The following is a 15,532-nucleotide window of genomic DNA, read 5'->3' on the forward strand; positions in this document are numbered from 1 at the left end:
TAGCCATAACCCCATAGCCAGCAAAGCCATGCCTGAGATCCCGAAGTTCCACGAGTTCATGCGACCACTACTTGAGGTGCTCCGTGACCAAGGCGGTCTCTCACGTACAGATGCAATAGAAGCCGTAGTTAAAAAGATGGGACTATCAGAAGAACAGGTAGCAGTCAGCCAGGAGAGCAACGGTAATTCGCTGGTTCGAGGTCGAATTGGCTGGGCATCCTCCTATCTCAGGGTGGCAGGCGCCCTTACTGGTCCTCAGCGAGGCTATTTTGCGCTGGGCCCCAACGCAACGGCTCTGCTGGCATTGAATAGACCAATTAAAAGAGCTGATCTAACCAGTTTTGAGGAATGGAAAGCCCACCAAGCTTTTAAGCAAACAAAGTCACAACCTCAGCAGGGAAACAGCGCAGACATCAATATCGAGGACAGCACACCAGAAGATCTGATCGAGGCTGGAGTAAAGCTCATTAAAGAGCAATTAGCCGCTGATCTACTGGAACAGATGAAAAAGATGGACCCATACGCTTTTGAAAGTCTTGTATTGGATGTGCTTGCTGCAATGGGATACGGAGGTGGCTCCAGGCAGGCAATGCAAGGCGTGCCAAGGGGCCCCGATGGAGGCATTGACGGTCGGATCAACGAAGACAAGCTAGGTCTTGATCAGATCTATATGCAGGCAAAGCGTTATGCAGATAACTCGGTATCGAGTGAAAAGGTTCAAGCATTTGTCGGAGCAATGACCCAAGGCGGCTGCCGCAAGGGTGTCTTTGTGACAACTAGCACCTTCACATCAGATGCCAGGCAGTTTGCCGCCAGCATCCGAGACCCCCGCTTAGTGCTTGTTGATGGAGAAAAGCTTGCTGAACTCATGATCCAGCATGGTGTAGGCATTCAGACCAAAGAAGTGATCAAGATCTCAAAGATCGATCTCGACTTCTTTGGCGCTGGTGAGTGAAGGTGGCGCTGTTGCTGGCCGTTTAATCCGCACCCTCAGCAGCCGCAGGCAAAGCCGTGCCGCCTTGCTGTGAGCCGCACTACGGGGCAGCAGCAGCCATAGCTGCTCGATCAGTGGTGGCTGCGCTGCTAGCGGCACCAGAGCATTGGCTTCTAGCCAGCCAGGCCCGAGCAAGTCAGCGCAGATCGGCATCGCCAGCTTGCGGTCCCTAGCCCGCTTGAGCCAGGCGGCAGGTTCCTGGCAGGCCTCTGGTTGCTGCGCCACCCCAAGGCCTTGCCACTCCAGGGCTTGATGCAGCAGCGGCAGCGCACCCCGGCGCGGCAGCAACACTTTTTTTGCTTCTGTGGTTGTGGCCACCAGCTGCAGTGCCAGCTGCCCCAGGGGCATGGCGGTTAGCCCGTTCCATTTGGGCGATTGACCTGACTGCAGCTGCTGCTCCAGGCAGAAGGAGCTGATGATTGCGCCATCAAGCAGGCCGTGGCTCACCAGTTCAGCCCAATGCTCAGCGCTGCGGAAGCGTGGCGGCACCAGCTGCACACCGGCCATGCCATGCAAAAGGCTTTGGTGCAGCAGGTCTGTACCGAGCCGAATCAGGCCAGCCATCAGCCGGTGCTCCCGGTATGCCAGCCGCAGGTGGTGCAGGCAGGTGTTGTGGCCGTGGCGGCAAACGGGCGCTCCCCGGCGCGGCAGCAACTGGAACTGCTGCTGCATCAACTGCAGGCTGCGGCACACCGTCGATTGGTGCATCGCTAGTGCCGCACCTGCCTTGGCTTGCGAGCCAGCCAGCTCGAGGAAATCCAGAATGTGCAGGTCTTCTAAGGGCGTTGGCGGCGCGTAGGAGTTCTCATCCCGCCGTGGCGTGGAGCGGGCACTGCTGCTGCAGGAGTGGGCCAAGGGAGGCAGGAACGTGTTGCTGAATGCAGCGTCATCGCTGTGGGGGCTAGCAATGCCCTTTTTCGTGCGAAATAGTGGAAGCCCCCGTTGCCTCTGTCGCGATGGCGACCCTGCGCTGCCACCTGCTGATCGGCCAGCCCGCCAGCGGTAAAACCACCCTGGCACAAGCATTGGCGCCCCTGCTCACTGGCCCCGGTGAACCGCCTGCGCTGGTGCTCTCCACCGACGTGATCCGAGCTGAGGTGTTTGGTGATGCAGCAGTCCAGGGCCCCTGGGTGGATATCCAGCAGCGACTGCACCAGCGCATTCAAGAGGCCGTGGCCGCTGGCACTCCGGTGATTGTTGATGCCACCCATGCCCGCCGCGCCTGGCGCCTGGCGATCACCCAGGCTCTCCCGCTCCCCGCTCCAGTGGAGTGGATTGGCTGGTGGCTCTACACAGACCTGCCGACCTCGCTGGAGTGGAACAGCCGGCGCGAGCGGGCCGTGCCGGTGCCCGTGATCCAGGAGATGGCCGCTGCCCTTGCTGATCCCCATTTCGGGCCGTGCCGGGCGGAGGGGTTTGCGGCGATCTGCGCTGTGGTGCCAACCCATCACGGCGAGCTGACGCCGGTGCTGCAGGCAGAACTGGCCGGGCTTGATAAGCGCATCCGATCGGCCACTAACCGTGAGCGCAAGCTGCAACGCCACGGCTACTCGCAGCTGCTCGATCTCGAGCGGCTGCTGTATCTGATCCGCCTGCTGAGCAGCTGGCCCGATCTGGCCGCCACTGATCCGGCCAGCGCAGAAGAGCTGGAGGCGATCCTCTCGCCACTGCCCCAGGGTGATCTGGCTGCTCGTGCTGCTGCCTTTCTTGGGCGCCTACAGGGGGAGTGTTTTGCCGATGCCACTGCGATACGCGCCGATCTGGCCTGGCTGGAAGCCAATGGCTTCTGCAGCGCGGTGCCGGTGCCTGCTCCAATCCAGCTGGCAGAGGTTCCCCAGCGCAAGCGGGGTGATGCTGCAAGTGGCGCAAGTCATGGCGGCCTGCCGCCGATGGGCGATGGACCGGTTTTTCTGCGTGTGATGACCCTGCTGCGTCATCTGCTGCAGCAGCCCTTTGATCGGCCGGCAGAGCGCGGCGCCAACCTGCACCAGCACCTGATTGCAGCCACCGAGGCAATCCCCGGTTCCTACCTGAGCGGTGAAACAGCCACCTTGCGTAAGGACCTCGAAAAAATTCTTACCCCTTACGGCTTCCGCAACCGCAACGACAACGTGCGTCATGGCTACTGCCTGGGCACCGCTGTGCTGCCTGCGGCGCGGTTGCAGGAGCTGCACAACGTGCTGCGCCAGAGCGCCGGCCGCCTGGCCGATCCTTCTGCTCAAAACCTGCTGGCCGAGCTTGATGAGCGGCTGGGCTGGGCAGGGATCAGCGCTAATGGTGTGGCGCCAGTGCGCAGCTACGCCCGCCATGCGGTGGTCGATACCAAGCTGGTGCGGCGCGATTCGCTGGCAGCACCTAGGCGGGCTGATGCCATTGAGGCTGCAATCGTTGAGCACAGGCGGGTGCTGCTTGAGCGCTACCCGGGGGTTGGCAGCTTTGCCGACAGCCCTGCTGGCGAGCTGCGGGTGTGGCCGCTGCAGCTGATCTTCCACAACGTCGGCTGGTATCTCCTCTACGAGGAAGACCAGGTGGGCCATGAGCAGGGTCCGATCCGCAGCGAGCGGCTAGATCGCCTAGCCCTGCGAAGCAGCGATGGCGGCCTGCGCCGCAGCCCAGAGGAACATTCCGCGGCTTTGATCCGGCTGGAGCGCTTGCTGCACCACAGCGGCGGCATCTACTTCGGGGCTGATCTGGAGCAGCAGCTGGCGATTGCCAGCCCATCGGCCCAGCGCCGCAGCCAGACGCTGATCACCCTGCGCTTTTGCTGCGCCCCCTGGGCGTTCGCCTTTATCCGCGAGGGCCTGCAGCGCTACCCGATCGAGCACACCCGCTTCTCCAAGCCGCTGCCAGGCGATAGCTGGTGGCACCACCCCAAGGCGCCGCACCTGCTGGAACCAGGCCCTACCGACTCCAGCCACCCCTATCCGGTTGAGCTGGATCTACCGCCCTGGACCGTGGCAGCCGACATCGATCTACGCAGCTGGCTGTTTGCTTTTGGCGGCGGCATCCGCATCGAAAGCCCTGATGCGCTCAGGCAGGAGCTGGTGGACCGCTGCCAGGAGGCGATTGGGGCAAACGGCAGCCGGGAGCCAAGTTCAGAGCCTGCTGAGCAAGCACTGCGCAGCAGTTTTTCCAATCGGCTGCGTAGTGACTGACTCAGTCACAGCAAGCCACGACCAAATTCCGCTGAGCAAATGAGGCAAGGCCCCTGAGAAGTGGCCGGGTTCCTTTCTCTGCAGGCGTGGGCGGTGCCCTTTTGGCGCTGAAAGCAGCCGCCTAAAAAAGATGCCCCCACCGTTTTGGGCACGTTTTGGGCACGCCTTGAAAGGCCTATCGGTGAAAAGTCAATCGGGGCGACAGGATTCGAACCTGCGACCTAGTGCTCCCAAAGCCCATTTGGCTACATGGCCTGGACTGGCTTTTTGAGTAATAGCAATGGTTTTGGCGAGGGCTGTCTGGCCCTGTCATGACCAATCCGGTAGGTTTTGGGGACCGTTTTGGGGACCAAATGCCAAAGGTCGTTCGAGAGGCCGGCTGGGAGGAGGGGCTGAGGGAAGACGTCAACGCCTTGGGCAAGGGCTGGAACATTAAGGAGCGCAAGGGAAGGATGTTCTTGCGTATACGAATGGAAGATCAGCCGGAACAGTCGGTAACGCTGCCCTACGAATGGTCTTTTTCCGCCAAAGGCGATGCGTACACGAGAGTGCGCAACATCTACGCGCTCGTCCAGGAGGGCTACACCCTCAAGCAGGCAGCAGAGGTGGCTGCCGGCAAGGCGCCAAAGCTGATTGAGCAGCACGACTGGCACGGTGCAATGGAGCGTTTTAAGCAGCAAAAGCTCAGCCACGGCACTGCCATCAAGCCAGAGACATGGCAGACGAAATATGTCCCTGTACTTACAGAAGCTGTTGGCCAGCTCACTAGTCGCAAACCACCCACGACGCCAGAGGACCTAATTGATGGGTGCATTAGGAAATGGGAGCCCGGCAGTCGTAGCCGCCAGGAGCGTGCACGCAACCTTGCCCAGTTCCTGCGGTACTGCGTTAGCCGCGAGCGACTGCCGGCGATCTGGCAGCCACCAGCTGACCTCAAGGATGCGATTGGGCGCAAGCCTGCCAGCGCCACCAGCCAGAAAAGTAATGCAATTACTGACCAGCAGATCCTCAACCTGCTTGCCTCCTTTCCTGATGATGAGGCTGGTGGGCGCTGGGCTGATGTCATCCGGCTGATGAGTGAGCTGGGCCTGCGTCCAGTTGAGCTGCTCCACCTGAGTGTCAGGACTGACCCCAAGACCAAGACGCCTTACTGGTGGTGCAGTTACGAAAAGCGTTCTGGTGGAGGGGTTACCAAGCCACGCAGGCTGTGGCCACTACCGCTTGTCGACGCCGCACCGCTAGGCGAGCTGGATAGACCAGGCGATGTAGCAGTGGAGTGGAACTTGCTCCCGCGCTGGCAGGCTCGGCTTATCGAGCTGCCGGCGTTGCGCTCAGGTAATGGTGCTGCCGATTCCATTGCCACCTATCTAAGCCGGCGAGCTGGCTGGAAGTCACTCAAGGAGCAAGTGGAGTCCCAGGGCGAGAGGTTGACCTGTTACTCCTTCCGGCACAGCTACAGCGTGCGTGGGCATCAGCGCGGCATCGATAACGGCTCGATGGCGCTGGCGATGGGTCACAGCATCGAGGTTCACTGCCGCAGCTACCCCTGGGCAACGGAAGCTGGCGCAGAAGCTGCCTTTGCCAAGGCCAGCTCAACACTTAAGTCGCCAGGTGCAGCGCTCGAAACCACTAGCTAAATCGCTAATTCAAGTGTCTGCACCTTTCTAAAGCAGGCTTCGTTCATGGCTTCTTCGCAACGCTCCAGCTGATAAAGAAGTGGGCTATTAGAACTTGGGAATTTGCGGCGGTAATGCACTCCCACGATGAGGAGTCCCGCAGTCCTCCAGCGTTGCAAGGTGCGCTCACTGATGCCAAGGTGCACTGCAGCCGCTCGCTGTGGAATCCAGGTCGCACCACTAGGTGGGTCTTTCAAAGCTGGCTTGCTTTTCATGGGACTAGGTAGTAGTTGGAGGCTCAGCTAGGACGGTGCGGGCACGTTTAAGCAGCTTTACGCTTTCTCGATACCAGTAGTAATCTTCTAGCTCAGAGTATTGATTCGCCTCTTCCATTTGTGCGTGCATGAATGCCAGGTGGCCAGCAAGGTCAGCGCACAAAGTGCGCAGCTCCGTGTTCATGTCTGTCTCTATAGATTGAGAAGTCATCAAAAGGGGATCTCCTGCTCACTGGGTCCCTGCTGCCACTTGGTGCTTTGGGGATTGATGTTGCCGTAGCGGCTACCACCTTGACCATCTCGGCCCTTGCCATTGATGTAAAAGCCTTGGACTTCGATTTCGCAGTTGCTGCTGTAGTCCCAGATCTTGCCGGTTTTGTGACGGGTTTCATCGTCTGCCATGTTCAAAACGTATTGAGCAAAGGCAAATGCCGATTCAACCGGCACAAACAATGATATTGAGATTGGGCTTTTACCGGTTTGGTCGTACTTGTTTTCCCCCGTGCTCCACTTGATTACCTGAGGCAGTGCAGCTTTGAAGTCACTCATGATTCTGAGAAAAAGGATTCGTAAAGGGAACGGGTAAAGCTGCTAAAGCTGTAGCCCTGATCGCGGCAATAAATCCAGGCCTTGCGATATAACTCGTCAGTGAGTTTTGACTGGACCAGATTGCGGTTCTTGTATCCAGGGGTGCAGGGCCTTGGCCTCCTTTTGGTGAATTCAGCCTCCTGGCACCGGCTGGTGTGAGTCGCACCGATAGGTGCGCTATGTAAATCAGAACCGTTAGGTGCGCTGTGTAAATCCGCACTGGTAGGTGCGCTCAGTTGGTCTGCTTCTCTTTGCTCCTGGCTACTCATTCATTTACCGCGAACCTTGTCCCTAAGGAGGCGCCCGCTATGGCAGCATCAACGGGCCTGTTGCTTTGGTCTGCGAGGTAGCCCTGAGCAGAACTGAGGCAATGAAAGACTCGCCGCAGGTGGCTTGAGCTGCGCGAGGCTGAGCACTGCGCTGCAGATAAGAGCTGCTTTGACCTGCTGGTCGCTTCCCTGTTGGTAGGGGTTGTCGCACTCGTTGGTGCGCTCAGCAAATTGGAGACGTAGGGCTTCATTTTGATTGACTTGCGATAAGGCGAGCTTGAGCAGCTCCAGGGCTGCTGTTATTAGGTTTTCGGTCGCACCGCTGCTGGGCAGAACAGCACCGCTAGGCGCGCTAGGCAGAGAGAACTGCGAGTCCAAGTTGTTCTTCAAGGAAGTCACCGTGCGCTTGGAGCTGGATTTGGGCGGGGCTGATTTTTGGGGTCGCGATCTTGAAGTGCTCCTTAAAAGCTGTGAGCACCTCGTCCTTGTTTGGTGCGCTCTTGAGTGACTCGACGATGCGGCCATGGCGCTCCTTTTCAATCCAGCAGATGTCCGTATCTGCTTCCGCTGCAGGCGGCCCGGGCGCCCCTGCAGCATCTGCCTGTAATGCCTGCGCAGGAGTATGTTGCTTTCGCATTGAATTGGCTGCGGCAGGCTTTGCTTTCGCTGCCGGGGCAGGCGCTGCTTCTGCCTCGTCGTCTTCTCCGGCTAGGCCGTAGATGGCAAGCAGGCTGTAGCGACGGGCATAGGTGATTGCAGATCCCAGCCCCTGCCAGTAGTTGGCGCGGCCTTCTGTTTTGAGCGGGATCGGCAGATCACTGCAGAGCAGCTCGCCACTGATATGGAAGACGCTGGTGCGCAGCAGCATCACCTCGTCTCCTAATGGGTGAAGGGTCTGCGAGTGGCTAAGGCCATGAGCAGTGGCGTTTTTGATCGCAGCTAGGGCGCCAGCTAGCGAGGTGTAGGCGCCGTAGTTGCCCTTGCTGTCACGGCCTGCGGCGTGGTGCTCGGCTTGAAAGGCAGCAAGGGCCTTGGGGAGCTCCTTGAGGCATGAGTCCATGGACAGCAAATCTGCTTACGCAAGAAATATACCCTTTGCCATACGCCTGCGTATGTATCTAACGCTCCACCGCGGCCCGCGCTTCTCGGGCCAGCTCAATGCCGCTGACGCCATCTACTCCTGAGGCCCAGCTCTCTAGGGCCATTCCCGGTTCTGAGTAGGGCCCGCTGGTTGCAAGCTCCATCAGCTCCGCTCCGCTGTAGTCCCCCCAGCCGCTGAGCACCTCCTTGAAACGGTTAAGGGCTGATGCATCGAGGTTCTTGATGTGAGGCCGCAGGCTTTCCCAGGCCTCCTTGGGGCTGAGCATCTGCTCTTTGGCTACGTCCTGGAAGGCGCGCCGCAGGGCTTCGCTGCGGGCCTTGGCTTCCTCGTCGCTGATCTCCTCGCCAGCCGAAAGCTCTTGGTACGCCTCAGGTGACGGCAGCATCCCAGCAAACAGGGCAAAGAATTCAACGGCGCTGTAGGGGGTGCCGTCGTCTTTGGCTAGAGGGGTGGCTCCCTTGAGCTGATCAAGCAGTTTGCGGTCGGTGACGCCTGGATAGGACTGGCGCGCAACGGCGTCATTGAAAGCGCCAAAAGCAAGGAAGAAGGCCGGTTTGGGATCGAGCTTGCCGTTCATGGCGCAGCTGATCTGGCTGTTCCAAGGACCTTGGGCACCGGTGACCTTTGCCAGGCGATGGGGCACATCCTGCGGCCAGCGGTTGGCCTTGAACCAACGCTGGATGACGCGTCCGAACTCGGATCGCTCGGGGACGGCTCGGCTGGGGGTCGACAAGTGTGCCTGCGCAGGAGTGGTATACCCCTACGTTAGCGGAACTTTCTCTTTATCGCCTGCCTGGCCGCGCCAGCAATCCCACCTCGTAGGACGGCTCCGCCGCTAGCTGCGCTCTGCAAGCACGATCACCGTCAGCAAGGCCCCAGGGCGCTCCCCTATCGAGCAGTAGCGCTTACTGGCCTGCAGGCTCACTACCTGACTGTCATCTCGCAGCAGGGCGCCGCCAGCGCCAGCTGAGATGCCATCGAGAGTGGAGCGGCACAGCTTGTCGATGTCACCTGCGCCCTGACTGATCAGGTGCAGCGGAGCACTAGCTCTTAGCCCCTGCTTGCCGTAGTGCCCCTTGGGACGGGGGAACAGGAACACCACCTCTACCGATACGGGGGCAGCTATTAGGGGGCCCTGGTATGCGCCAACAACAGCGGCCATGACATCAGAGCGCCAGGGCTTGACCTTCTTGCTGCTCTCGACCATGACGCCATGGCCGAGATGGCGCTTGGAGCCCATGGGTCCAGGTAGCCCGTAGATGCGCAGGGTCAAGGTTGCGGCCGCAGCACCCAGCGAAGTCGTACTGGCTGGAGCGCTGTGCGACGCAGAACCAGAAGGTGCGCTGGGCAGAGCCGATTCGCTGAGCCCAACCGATGGGGTGGCGCTCAAAACGTCTCCTGGGCGCTGATCCTCCAAAACTCGCTGATCACCTGCGTTGCGGCCCCGCTTTGCTGCTCGGCTTTCTGCAGTTCTTTGATTGCTGGGCTGTAGCGCCAGCTAGCCCTGCTGCTGCGGTTCAGGGTGATCGAACCGAGTTCAAAGACCCCTGGCTGGTAGGAGAACTCATCAAGTCTTCCGGCTGCCAAATCAGCGTCGAACGCTTCTAGCTGCAGAGCCAGATCGGCTTCTGCGGCCTTGATCAGCGCCTTGAGCTCAGCCACCTTGAGCGCCCGCTGTGCTGGCGAGAGCTCTTCTGATACTGCGGCGCTGCCGCTGGTCGCTGCGCCACCGGGAGCCAGCGGGCTGCCACCGCTAGGGGCGCTCAGTAGATCGGTTGATGTCATCGCAAGTGATGCTCTAGGCACTGGGTTAGATAAAGCGGCTGCGCAGGACTAGGGACCTGTGCCGCGTCCATCGGCGCGCCGAGCGGAACTGCAGCTAGCCGCGCTCTGCAATGCCAGCTGCACCTTTGGCATGGGCCTAGGCGGTGGCTGCGAGCTGCAAAGCAGGCCGGCATAGCCAGCAGGCGCCCGGCTGCCTTTTTGTGCTGCCTGGATCAGCAGCACACCGAGCCCAAGGCCGAATAGCAAGCCAGCCTTTGTAGCGGCGTGGAGCTGCATCGCTACAGGAACTCCTGGTAGCCCATGAACTGCTCAACGGCGCCGGCCCAGGCCGCTCCGCACTGAGCAGCGGCTGCCCTGGTGATGACGCTCTTACCTGGCTTGGACCAGACCGTTAGGCACTCATCGACATAGAGCGCTGGGTGATGCAGTTTCAGCATGGACAGGTAGCCGCCTAGCTGGGCGTCGGTGCTGTAGGTGCTGGCCCTGGCGCTGCTCTGGGTTTTGAGATCAAGCAGCAGCACCTTGCCGTTGTCGTGCTGCACAAGGGCATCAAGGGAGCCGCCGATCGAGTGGCCAAGATCACAAATGCGGTATTCGATCGCCAGCGGTGTGACCTTGCTCCAAAACGCGTGTGCCACTAAAGGTTCAACCCAGTCGCCGTAGTCACCCGCATCCAGCTGCGGGCCACCGGAGAGGAAGGCTTCTAGGCAAGCGTGAACGTGCTTGCCGCGGGGTTCCCAGAGGTGCTGCGTTTTCAAGAAGACCGCCTTCTGGCTTTCGCTCTTGCTGGCTCCTGTGACCTTGGTGACGGAATGGAGCAGCCACTCCCCTGTTGGCTCCCAGCAGTAGCGGTGCCAGCTGGCATCGAAGTGGATTGGCAGGGGAGCAAGCATTCAGGGAGGCAGGCGCAGCTGCAGATCTTCTGAATATACCCCTACCTAGGCATATGAAACTAGGGAATAGGGCAGCCGCTAGATCCAGTCCTCTTCCGGTGAGCCAGCCTGCTCGCTCTCAAGCAGGCCGGCTGAGGCTCGGTGCTCGTCTGGCTGCGCCAGCTCATGGTCAGGGCCCCCAGCTGGCCATGGAGAGCCAGAGCAAGGCCTGATGTCTAGGAGCCAGCGCTGGGCGATGAACTTCAGCAGCGGGTTACCCAGCCGAACGATCTCAACCTTGTGGGGCTTGCTGGCGTCCTGGATTACCCAGCCGTTCTGCCAGCACCCATCGCTGCCGAGCTTTTCGACAGCCATCCCCTTTTGGGGCTGGGGTGTGATTAAGCCTTCTGCTGCAGCCACGGCTTCTCCAGTGGCTGCAGCGGGTCCAACAGGGGGTGTGTTTAACCCCCCTCCCCCGTACGCGTGTGTAAAAGAAGAAAAAGGTGAAAAACCCTTTATTTCGTACGTGCGCGAGGGGTTTTTCCCTTTTTCACCCTTTATCACCCCCTCTGGGGGGAGGGGGGTAGCGGGGGTGAATAGGCCCGATGGCCGGCCCCCTTGCTCTGCAGGTTCGCTCTGGCCGACTTTCTCGATCAGCCCCTTAGCCAGCAGCTGCTGCAGGCAACGGTTCGCCTTGTTCCCCTGCAGGTTCAGGTGGCTGGCCAGCTCCACGCCAGAAACCTGGAAGCCTCCTAGCTCCCACCTATCTGCGATGTAGTCAAAGGCGTCTGCTTGGCGCCCGCTCAGTTCAAGCTGCGCTGCTGCTAGTGACTCCGCTTGCAGCACGCCTTGACCATCGCCATGGCACACCCAGCCGGTGTCCTCTAGCTCCACCAGCAACGTCGAACCTTTGGCGCGCCCCTGCGTCTTAACAACAACGCGAAAGTCGCTTTGCGTCTGCCCGTCGACCGGCTGCTTTAGCCAGTTCATCAGGATCGTCAGGCTTGCCGCTGCTGGCAGTGAGTTGCTTCCCCGTGAGGCATTCGTCGCGTTTCCGCCAGAGACGCTTTTGTTGGCGTGGTGGATTGCTACCAGTGTTGCTTGATGGGGCGCAAGCGCCTCCTGCAGCCGTCTGGCCGGACCATCGAATGCACTGGTGGCTTCATCGATGCCAAGCGGGCTGACGCAGGCGTGGTAACTGTCAACAAGGAACATCGCGCCAGGGTTGTCTTGCGCCAACTGGCTCAACTTCCCAATCCCCTGCTCGTTTAGGTGCAAGGGAGCGCCTGCATGCCAGAGGGCCTCTACAGGGCCGCCCATCGTTCCATCTTCTCTAATCAGGCCTTCTCGTTTGAACAGCGTGAACCAGTCATTCTCTGGCTGGTCTGTGCCAACAACGAATACCCGCGGACAGGTGCCGTGTAGTGGCCGCCCCAGGTACTCGGGCGCGCCTTGCCACCACGCTGCGATCATCCCGACCATCAGGGCTGACTTGCCAATCTTTGGTGGTGCCACAAGCAGGTTCATGGCTCCGGCCATCACGACTCCCTCCCACACCCAAGGCGTAGGAGTTGTATCCATCCGCTCCCCTTTACGCCTTGGCTCTGGGATGCCAAGCCATAGGCCACTGGCCTCCTTTAGGAACATGCTCAGCTTTGCTGGCACCGTGATGCCATTACGCACCAGGTATTCCTCAGTCCACTCCAAGGCGGCGTGATCGCTCCAGCCCCTAGTGACCTCGGCGGCGCGCTCGACGTGCTCGATCAGTACTTTGTGGCTTCTGTGGGTTTCCTCCTCTGCTTCCTGCTCGGCGGCCGATCTTGCGCTCAACTTCTTTAAGTCTTTTGCTGTAAATTTGCTCATCGGCTTTACTTGGCAGGTAATAGTCTTGTTGGGTATAGATACCCAGCCTCTTCAGTTCCGTGAACGCTGCTCGTTCACGGCTGGAAGTGACTGGATTGGCAGCGTCCCAGTCGTCGAGTGCCTGGGTGCTGCGCATTTTCTGCAGCCGGGTGTAGTGCCCAGCAACGGCTAGCTCCTCGCTAAAGGCAGCCTCCAGCCCATATGGCACCCACTGGAGCAGCAGGTATGCGCGCACCTCGGCGTCCCGCCAGCTGGCGCCCTCCGCAATGTCGCTCTGCCAATGGCTAGGCCCGCTGAGCTCGCAGGCCGCGCCTTCTGGCACCCCGATTGACTCCCCCTGCGCATGGGTAGGCAGCTCAGGCACGACCCTTGGCTTCCCACTTCTGCTCCGCCTCCGCCAAGGCCTGCTCCAGCAGCAAATTGATCCAGGCCGTCCTGCTGATATACGGCGGAATCATTGCCTCTACTCGCTCCATCACCTCCCCAACGATCACGATCTTGGAATCCTTCATGCCCCAAAAGTGCACTGCCGCTGCACGCTAACCGTTTCATACGGCGGCGTATTAGCATTTGATCGGACCGGGGCCATGCCCCATCTCCAGCGACTGCGCAGCGGTATCCCAGGTAGCAAGTTCAGTGGCTCAGCCGGACCCCCCTCTTTCGCCCCCCTCTCTTGCGGGCACCACGTCAAGCGACGCGTCTCTCGCTGCGCCGAGCTGCTCTACGGCCGCACTGGTAGAGGAGCCCACCGCAGACGAGCAGGACAACGCCGAGCTCCTGCGTGATGCGGCCAACGCTGAGGACGGGGAAGGAAAACCCCTCTACGCACCTACCGATCCCTCAAGACCAATCGGTGATCGCAACCCCCCTCGGCGCGTCAAAGGCAAGCCCGCTCCCAAGGCCACTAGGCCCACTCGTTATGAGGTGGAGCGCCGCATTGCTGAGGCCCAGCTTTGGATTGCACAACGCAAAGCCCTTAATCAGATCTACGAGAACGCTCGTGACAGTTGGAACGTCACGAACATCCAGACCCTCAACCGCTACCTCAACGTTGCGCGTCAGCGCATGGTCGAGGAGCTGGTTCGCGATCGCAAACGGCATCAGGCCGAGCAGATCTTTGCCCTCAATGAATGTGCCCGCCGCGCAATGGAGGCTGAGCAGTTCAGCGCTGCCGTCGGTGCCTTCCGGGTGATCGCCGAGATCGGCGGGATGCTGCGCGCACCACTCAAGCCACCTGAATCGTTGCCCGGGAGAAGGCTCTAATGGCAGGCCTGCTCCTAGATCCGGCCACCGACCTCTGGGCTGACTGGGGCCTGCTGGATTTTCCCGATCCCAACCGCAGCCAAATCCAGCAGCAGGACCAGCAGAGCTTTCGTGACTTCATCGTGGCCGCTTATCCCGGCTACGCCTTCCACACCTGGGCCGAGCGATTGATCGCCCTGCTGCAGCGCGTTGCTGATGGCCAGCTCAATCGCCTGATCGTCTGCTGTCCGCCAAGGCTGGGGAAATCGCTCTTGGTTTCCAAGCTGTTTCCCGCCTACTGGGTGAGCCGCTACCCAACACGCTTCTGCGCCATTGCTTCCTACTCAGCCGAGCTGGCCTATGCCCACAGCCGAGAAGCGAGGCACTACTACCGCGCGGTTGGTCATCCCCTCTCTAAGGACTCCACCGCCGTTGGTAACTGGCTCACCCCTGATCGCGGCGGCTGCATTGCTGCTGGTGTGCGCGGACCTTTCACAGGCAAGGGCTACGCCCTGGGGATCATCGATGACCCCTACAAGGGCCCAGAAGATGCCAACTCCGCAGCTCAACGCCAGAAGCTGATCGAGTGGTTCCAGTCCGTCTGGCTAACCCGCGCCGAACCCGGGGCCCCACAGGGGCCTCCTCGATGGGGTGTTGCAGATGAGGGCCCAAGTGCTGGAACGGGAGAAGAGCAAGAGCAAGACAGGCCGGGGGCTGGCTCTGCCGCCCAGGTGGTGGTGCTCACCCGCTGGCATCAGGACGATCTGATCGGCTGGCTACTTAGCCAAGAAAGTGGCGCCGCACCGCAGCACTGGCAGGTGCTCAACCTGCCCGCCCTTGCTGAACATCCAGCCCAGCAACTGCGCTTTCCAGATACCTGCAGCCTTGAGCCTGATTGGCGCCAGCCCGGTCAACCGCTCTGCCCAGAGCGGTTCCCTGCTGCGGAGCTTGAGCAGATTCGCATCCGCGCCGGTAGCTACTGGTGGAATGCCCTCTACCAGCAACGGCCATCACCAGCCGAGGGCCTGCTGTTCCAGCGGCACTGGCTGCTGCAGACGCCGCAACGGGAGCAGCCCCAAAGGAGCAATCACCAGAGGGGCCAGCAGAAGCCCTTCTCCCCCTTGGTACTCAGCTGTGACCTGAGCTTTAAGGGCGGTGAGGGCAATGACTACTGCGCTTTTGTCTTGCTCGGTCTGCTTGCAGAACAGCGAGCTGTTCACCCAGCAGTTGAGGCCCATGGCCAGGGCCTGCAGCTACATCGCACCGCCGCTTCTGCGCGCAGTGGAACAGTCGCGCCGGTAGGTGCACTTGGCAGATCAACAGCACCGAGTCACCGCATTGAGGTGCTCTGGAGTCAGCACCACCACCTGGATCTGCCTGGTGTTGTCAAATTTCTTGGCCAGTGCCTGGCCACGCTCAAAGCGCAGGGGCTATGCCCCGATGCGGTGTTGATAGAAGACGCCGCCAATGGCCCGGCGGTATGTCAGCTGCTCCAGCGCCAGATACCTGGACTGATTGCAGTGCGGCCAGCAGGCAGCAAGGTCAGCCGCGCCCATGCCGCCGCCCCCTTGCTTGAGGCCGGCCAACTGGGCTTTTGCCACGGCAACGACGACCTGATCACAGAGCTGCTGGGTTTTCCCAATGCCGCCCATGACGACCTGGTGGATGCCTTCTGCCAGGGGGTGATCTGGCTGCAAAACCAGCACTGGCGAGGCAGCGGCAGCACTGCCGCAAGACCGCTTCTCTTCTCCCGCTGAGGGGGCATAGCCCC

14 protein-coding genes are annotated in these 15,532 nt (G+C 60.6%); 5 read left to right on the top strand and 9 right to left on the bottom strand.

The window, feature by feature from the left end; all coding sequences use genetic code 11:
- The first annotated feature begins 28 nt into the window (after positions 1–28).
- A complete protein-coding gene (locus KBZ22_RS04760; RefSeq protein ID WP_255021242.1) occupies positions 29–955 on the top strand; it encodes a restriction endonuclease in 927 nt (308 codons plus the stop codon).
- Here KBZ22_RS04760 and KBZ22_RS04765 read toward each other — a convergent pair.
- Positions 917–1,849, bottom strand: a complete 933-nt coding sequence (locus KBZ22_RS04765) for a hypothetical protein (protein ID WP_255021243.1) — start codon at positions 1,847–1,849, stop codon at positions 917–919. The genes KBZ22_RS04760 and KBZ22_RS04765 overlap by 39 nt on opposite strands.
- 101 nt (positions 1,850–1,950) lie before the next feature.
- Between KBZ22_RS04765 and KBZ22_RS04770 the strand changes: the two genes are divergently transcribed.
- A complete protein-coding gene (locus KBZ22_RS04770; protein ID WP_255021244.1) occupies positions 1,951–4,149 on the top strand; it encodes a WYL domain-containing protein in 2,199 nt (732 codons plus the stop codon).
- A 353-nt stretch (positions 4,150–4,502) separates the two neighbouring features.
- Entirely contained in the window at positions 4,503–5,786 is a 1,284-nt protein-coding gene (locus KBZ22_RS04775) for a site-specific integrase (protein WP_254942758.1), read from the top strand.
- Positions 5,787–6,250: 464 nt separating this feature from the next.
- Here the strand turns inward: KBZ22_RS04775 and KBZ22_RS04780 are convergent, their stop codons facing one another.
- The 8 genes from KBZ22_RS04780 to KBZ22_RS04815 form a co-directional block, all read right to left on the bottom strand.
- On the bottom strand, positions 6,251–6,442 hold the full coding sequence (locus tag KBZ22_RS04780) for a hypothetical protein (protein ID WP_254942759.1): 192 nt from the start codon (positions 6,440–6,442) through the stop codon (positions 6,251–6,253).
- Between the two features lie 807 nt (positions 6,443–7,249).
- Complete coding sequence (locus tag KBZ22_RS04785) at positions 7,250–7,957, bottom strand: ERF family protein (RefSeq protein WP_254942760.1); 708 nt, start codon at positions 7,955–7,957, stop codon at positions 7,250–7,252.
- A gap of 58 nt (positions 7,958–8,015) precedes the next feature.
- A complete protein-coding gene (locus tag KBZ22_RS04790; protein ID WP_254942761.1) occupies positions 8,016–8,732 on the bottom strand; it encodes a hypothetical protein in 717 nt (238 codons plus the stop codon).
- Positions 8,733–8,834: 102 nt separating this feature from the next.
- Positions 8,835–9,272, bottom strand: coding sequence for a RusA family crossover junction endodeoxyribonuclease (locus KBZ22_RS04795; protein WP_254942762.1), 438 nt, complete (start codon positions 9,270–9,272; stop codon positions 8,835–8,837).
- 113 nt (positions 9,273–9,385) lie between these two features.
- Positions 9,386–9,784 carry a hypothetical protein gene (locus tag KBZ22_RS04800; RefSeq protein ID WP_254942763.1) on the bottom strand — a complete coding sequence of 133 codons (399 nt, stop codon included), beginning with the start codon at positions 9,782–9,784 and terminating at the stop codon, positions 9,386–9,388.
- Between the two features lie 278 nt (positions 9,785–10,062).
- Positions 10,063–10,677, bottom strand: coding sequence for a hypothetical protein (locus tag KBZ22_RS04805; protein WP_254942764.1), 615 nt, complete (start codon positions 10,675–10,677; stop codon positions 10,063–10,065).
- A 78-nt stretch (positions 10,678–10,755) separates the two neighbouring features.
- Positions 10,756–12,486 carry an AAA family ATPase gene (locus KBZ22_RS04810; RefSeq protein WP_254942765.1) on the bottom strand — a complete coding sequence of 577 codons (1,731 nt, stop codon included), beginning with the start codon at positions 12,484–12,486 and terminating at the stop codon, positions 10,756–10,758.
- A gap of 389 nt (positions 12,487–12,875) precedes the next feature.
- A complete protein-coding gene (locus tag KBZ22_RS04815) occupies positions 12,876–13,031 on the bottom strand; it encodes a hypothetical protein (protein WP_254942766.1) in 156 nt (51 codons plus the stop codon).
- A 124-nt stretch (positions 13,032–13,155) separates the two neighbouring features.
- On the opposite strand from KBZ22_RS04815, the gene KBZ22_RS04820 reads away from it, so the two are divergent.
- Both KBZ22_RS04820 and KBZ22_RS04825 read left to right on the top strand, forming a co-directional pair.
- On the top strand, positions 13,156–13,782 hold the full coding sequence (locus KBZ22_RS04820; protein ID WP_254942767.1) for a hypothetical protein: 627 nt from the start codon (positions 13,156–13,158) through the stop codon (positions 13,780–13,782).
- Positions 13,782–15,518, top strand: a complete 1,737-nt coding sequence (locus KBZ22_RS04825; protein WP_255021245.1) for a terminase — start codon at positions 13,782–13,784, stop codon at positions 15,516–15,518. Before KBZ22_RS04820 ends, KBZ22_RS04825 begins: the two co-directional genes overlap by 1 nt.
- Positions 15,519–15,532 lie beyond the last annotated feature (14 nt).

The organism is Cyanobium sp. L1E-Cus, assembly GCF_024345755.1.
Classification (GTDB): domain Bacteria; phylum Cyanobacteriota; class Cyanobacteriia; order PCC-6307; family Cyanobiaceae; genus Cyanobium_A; species Cyanobium_A usitatum.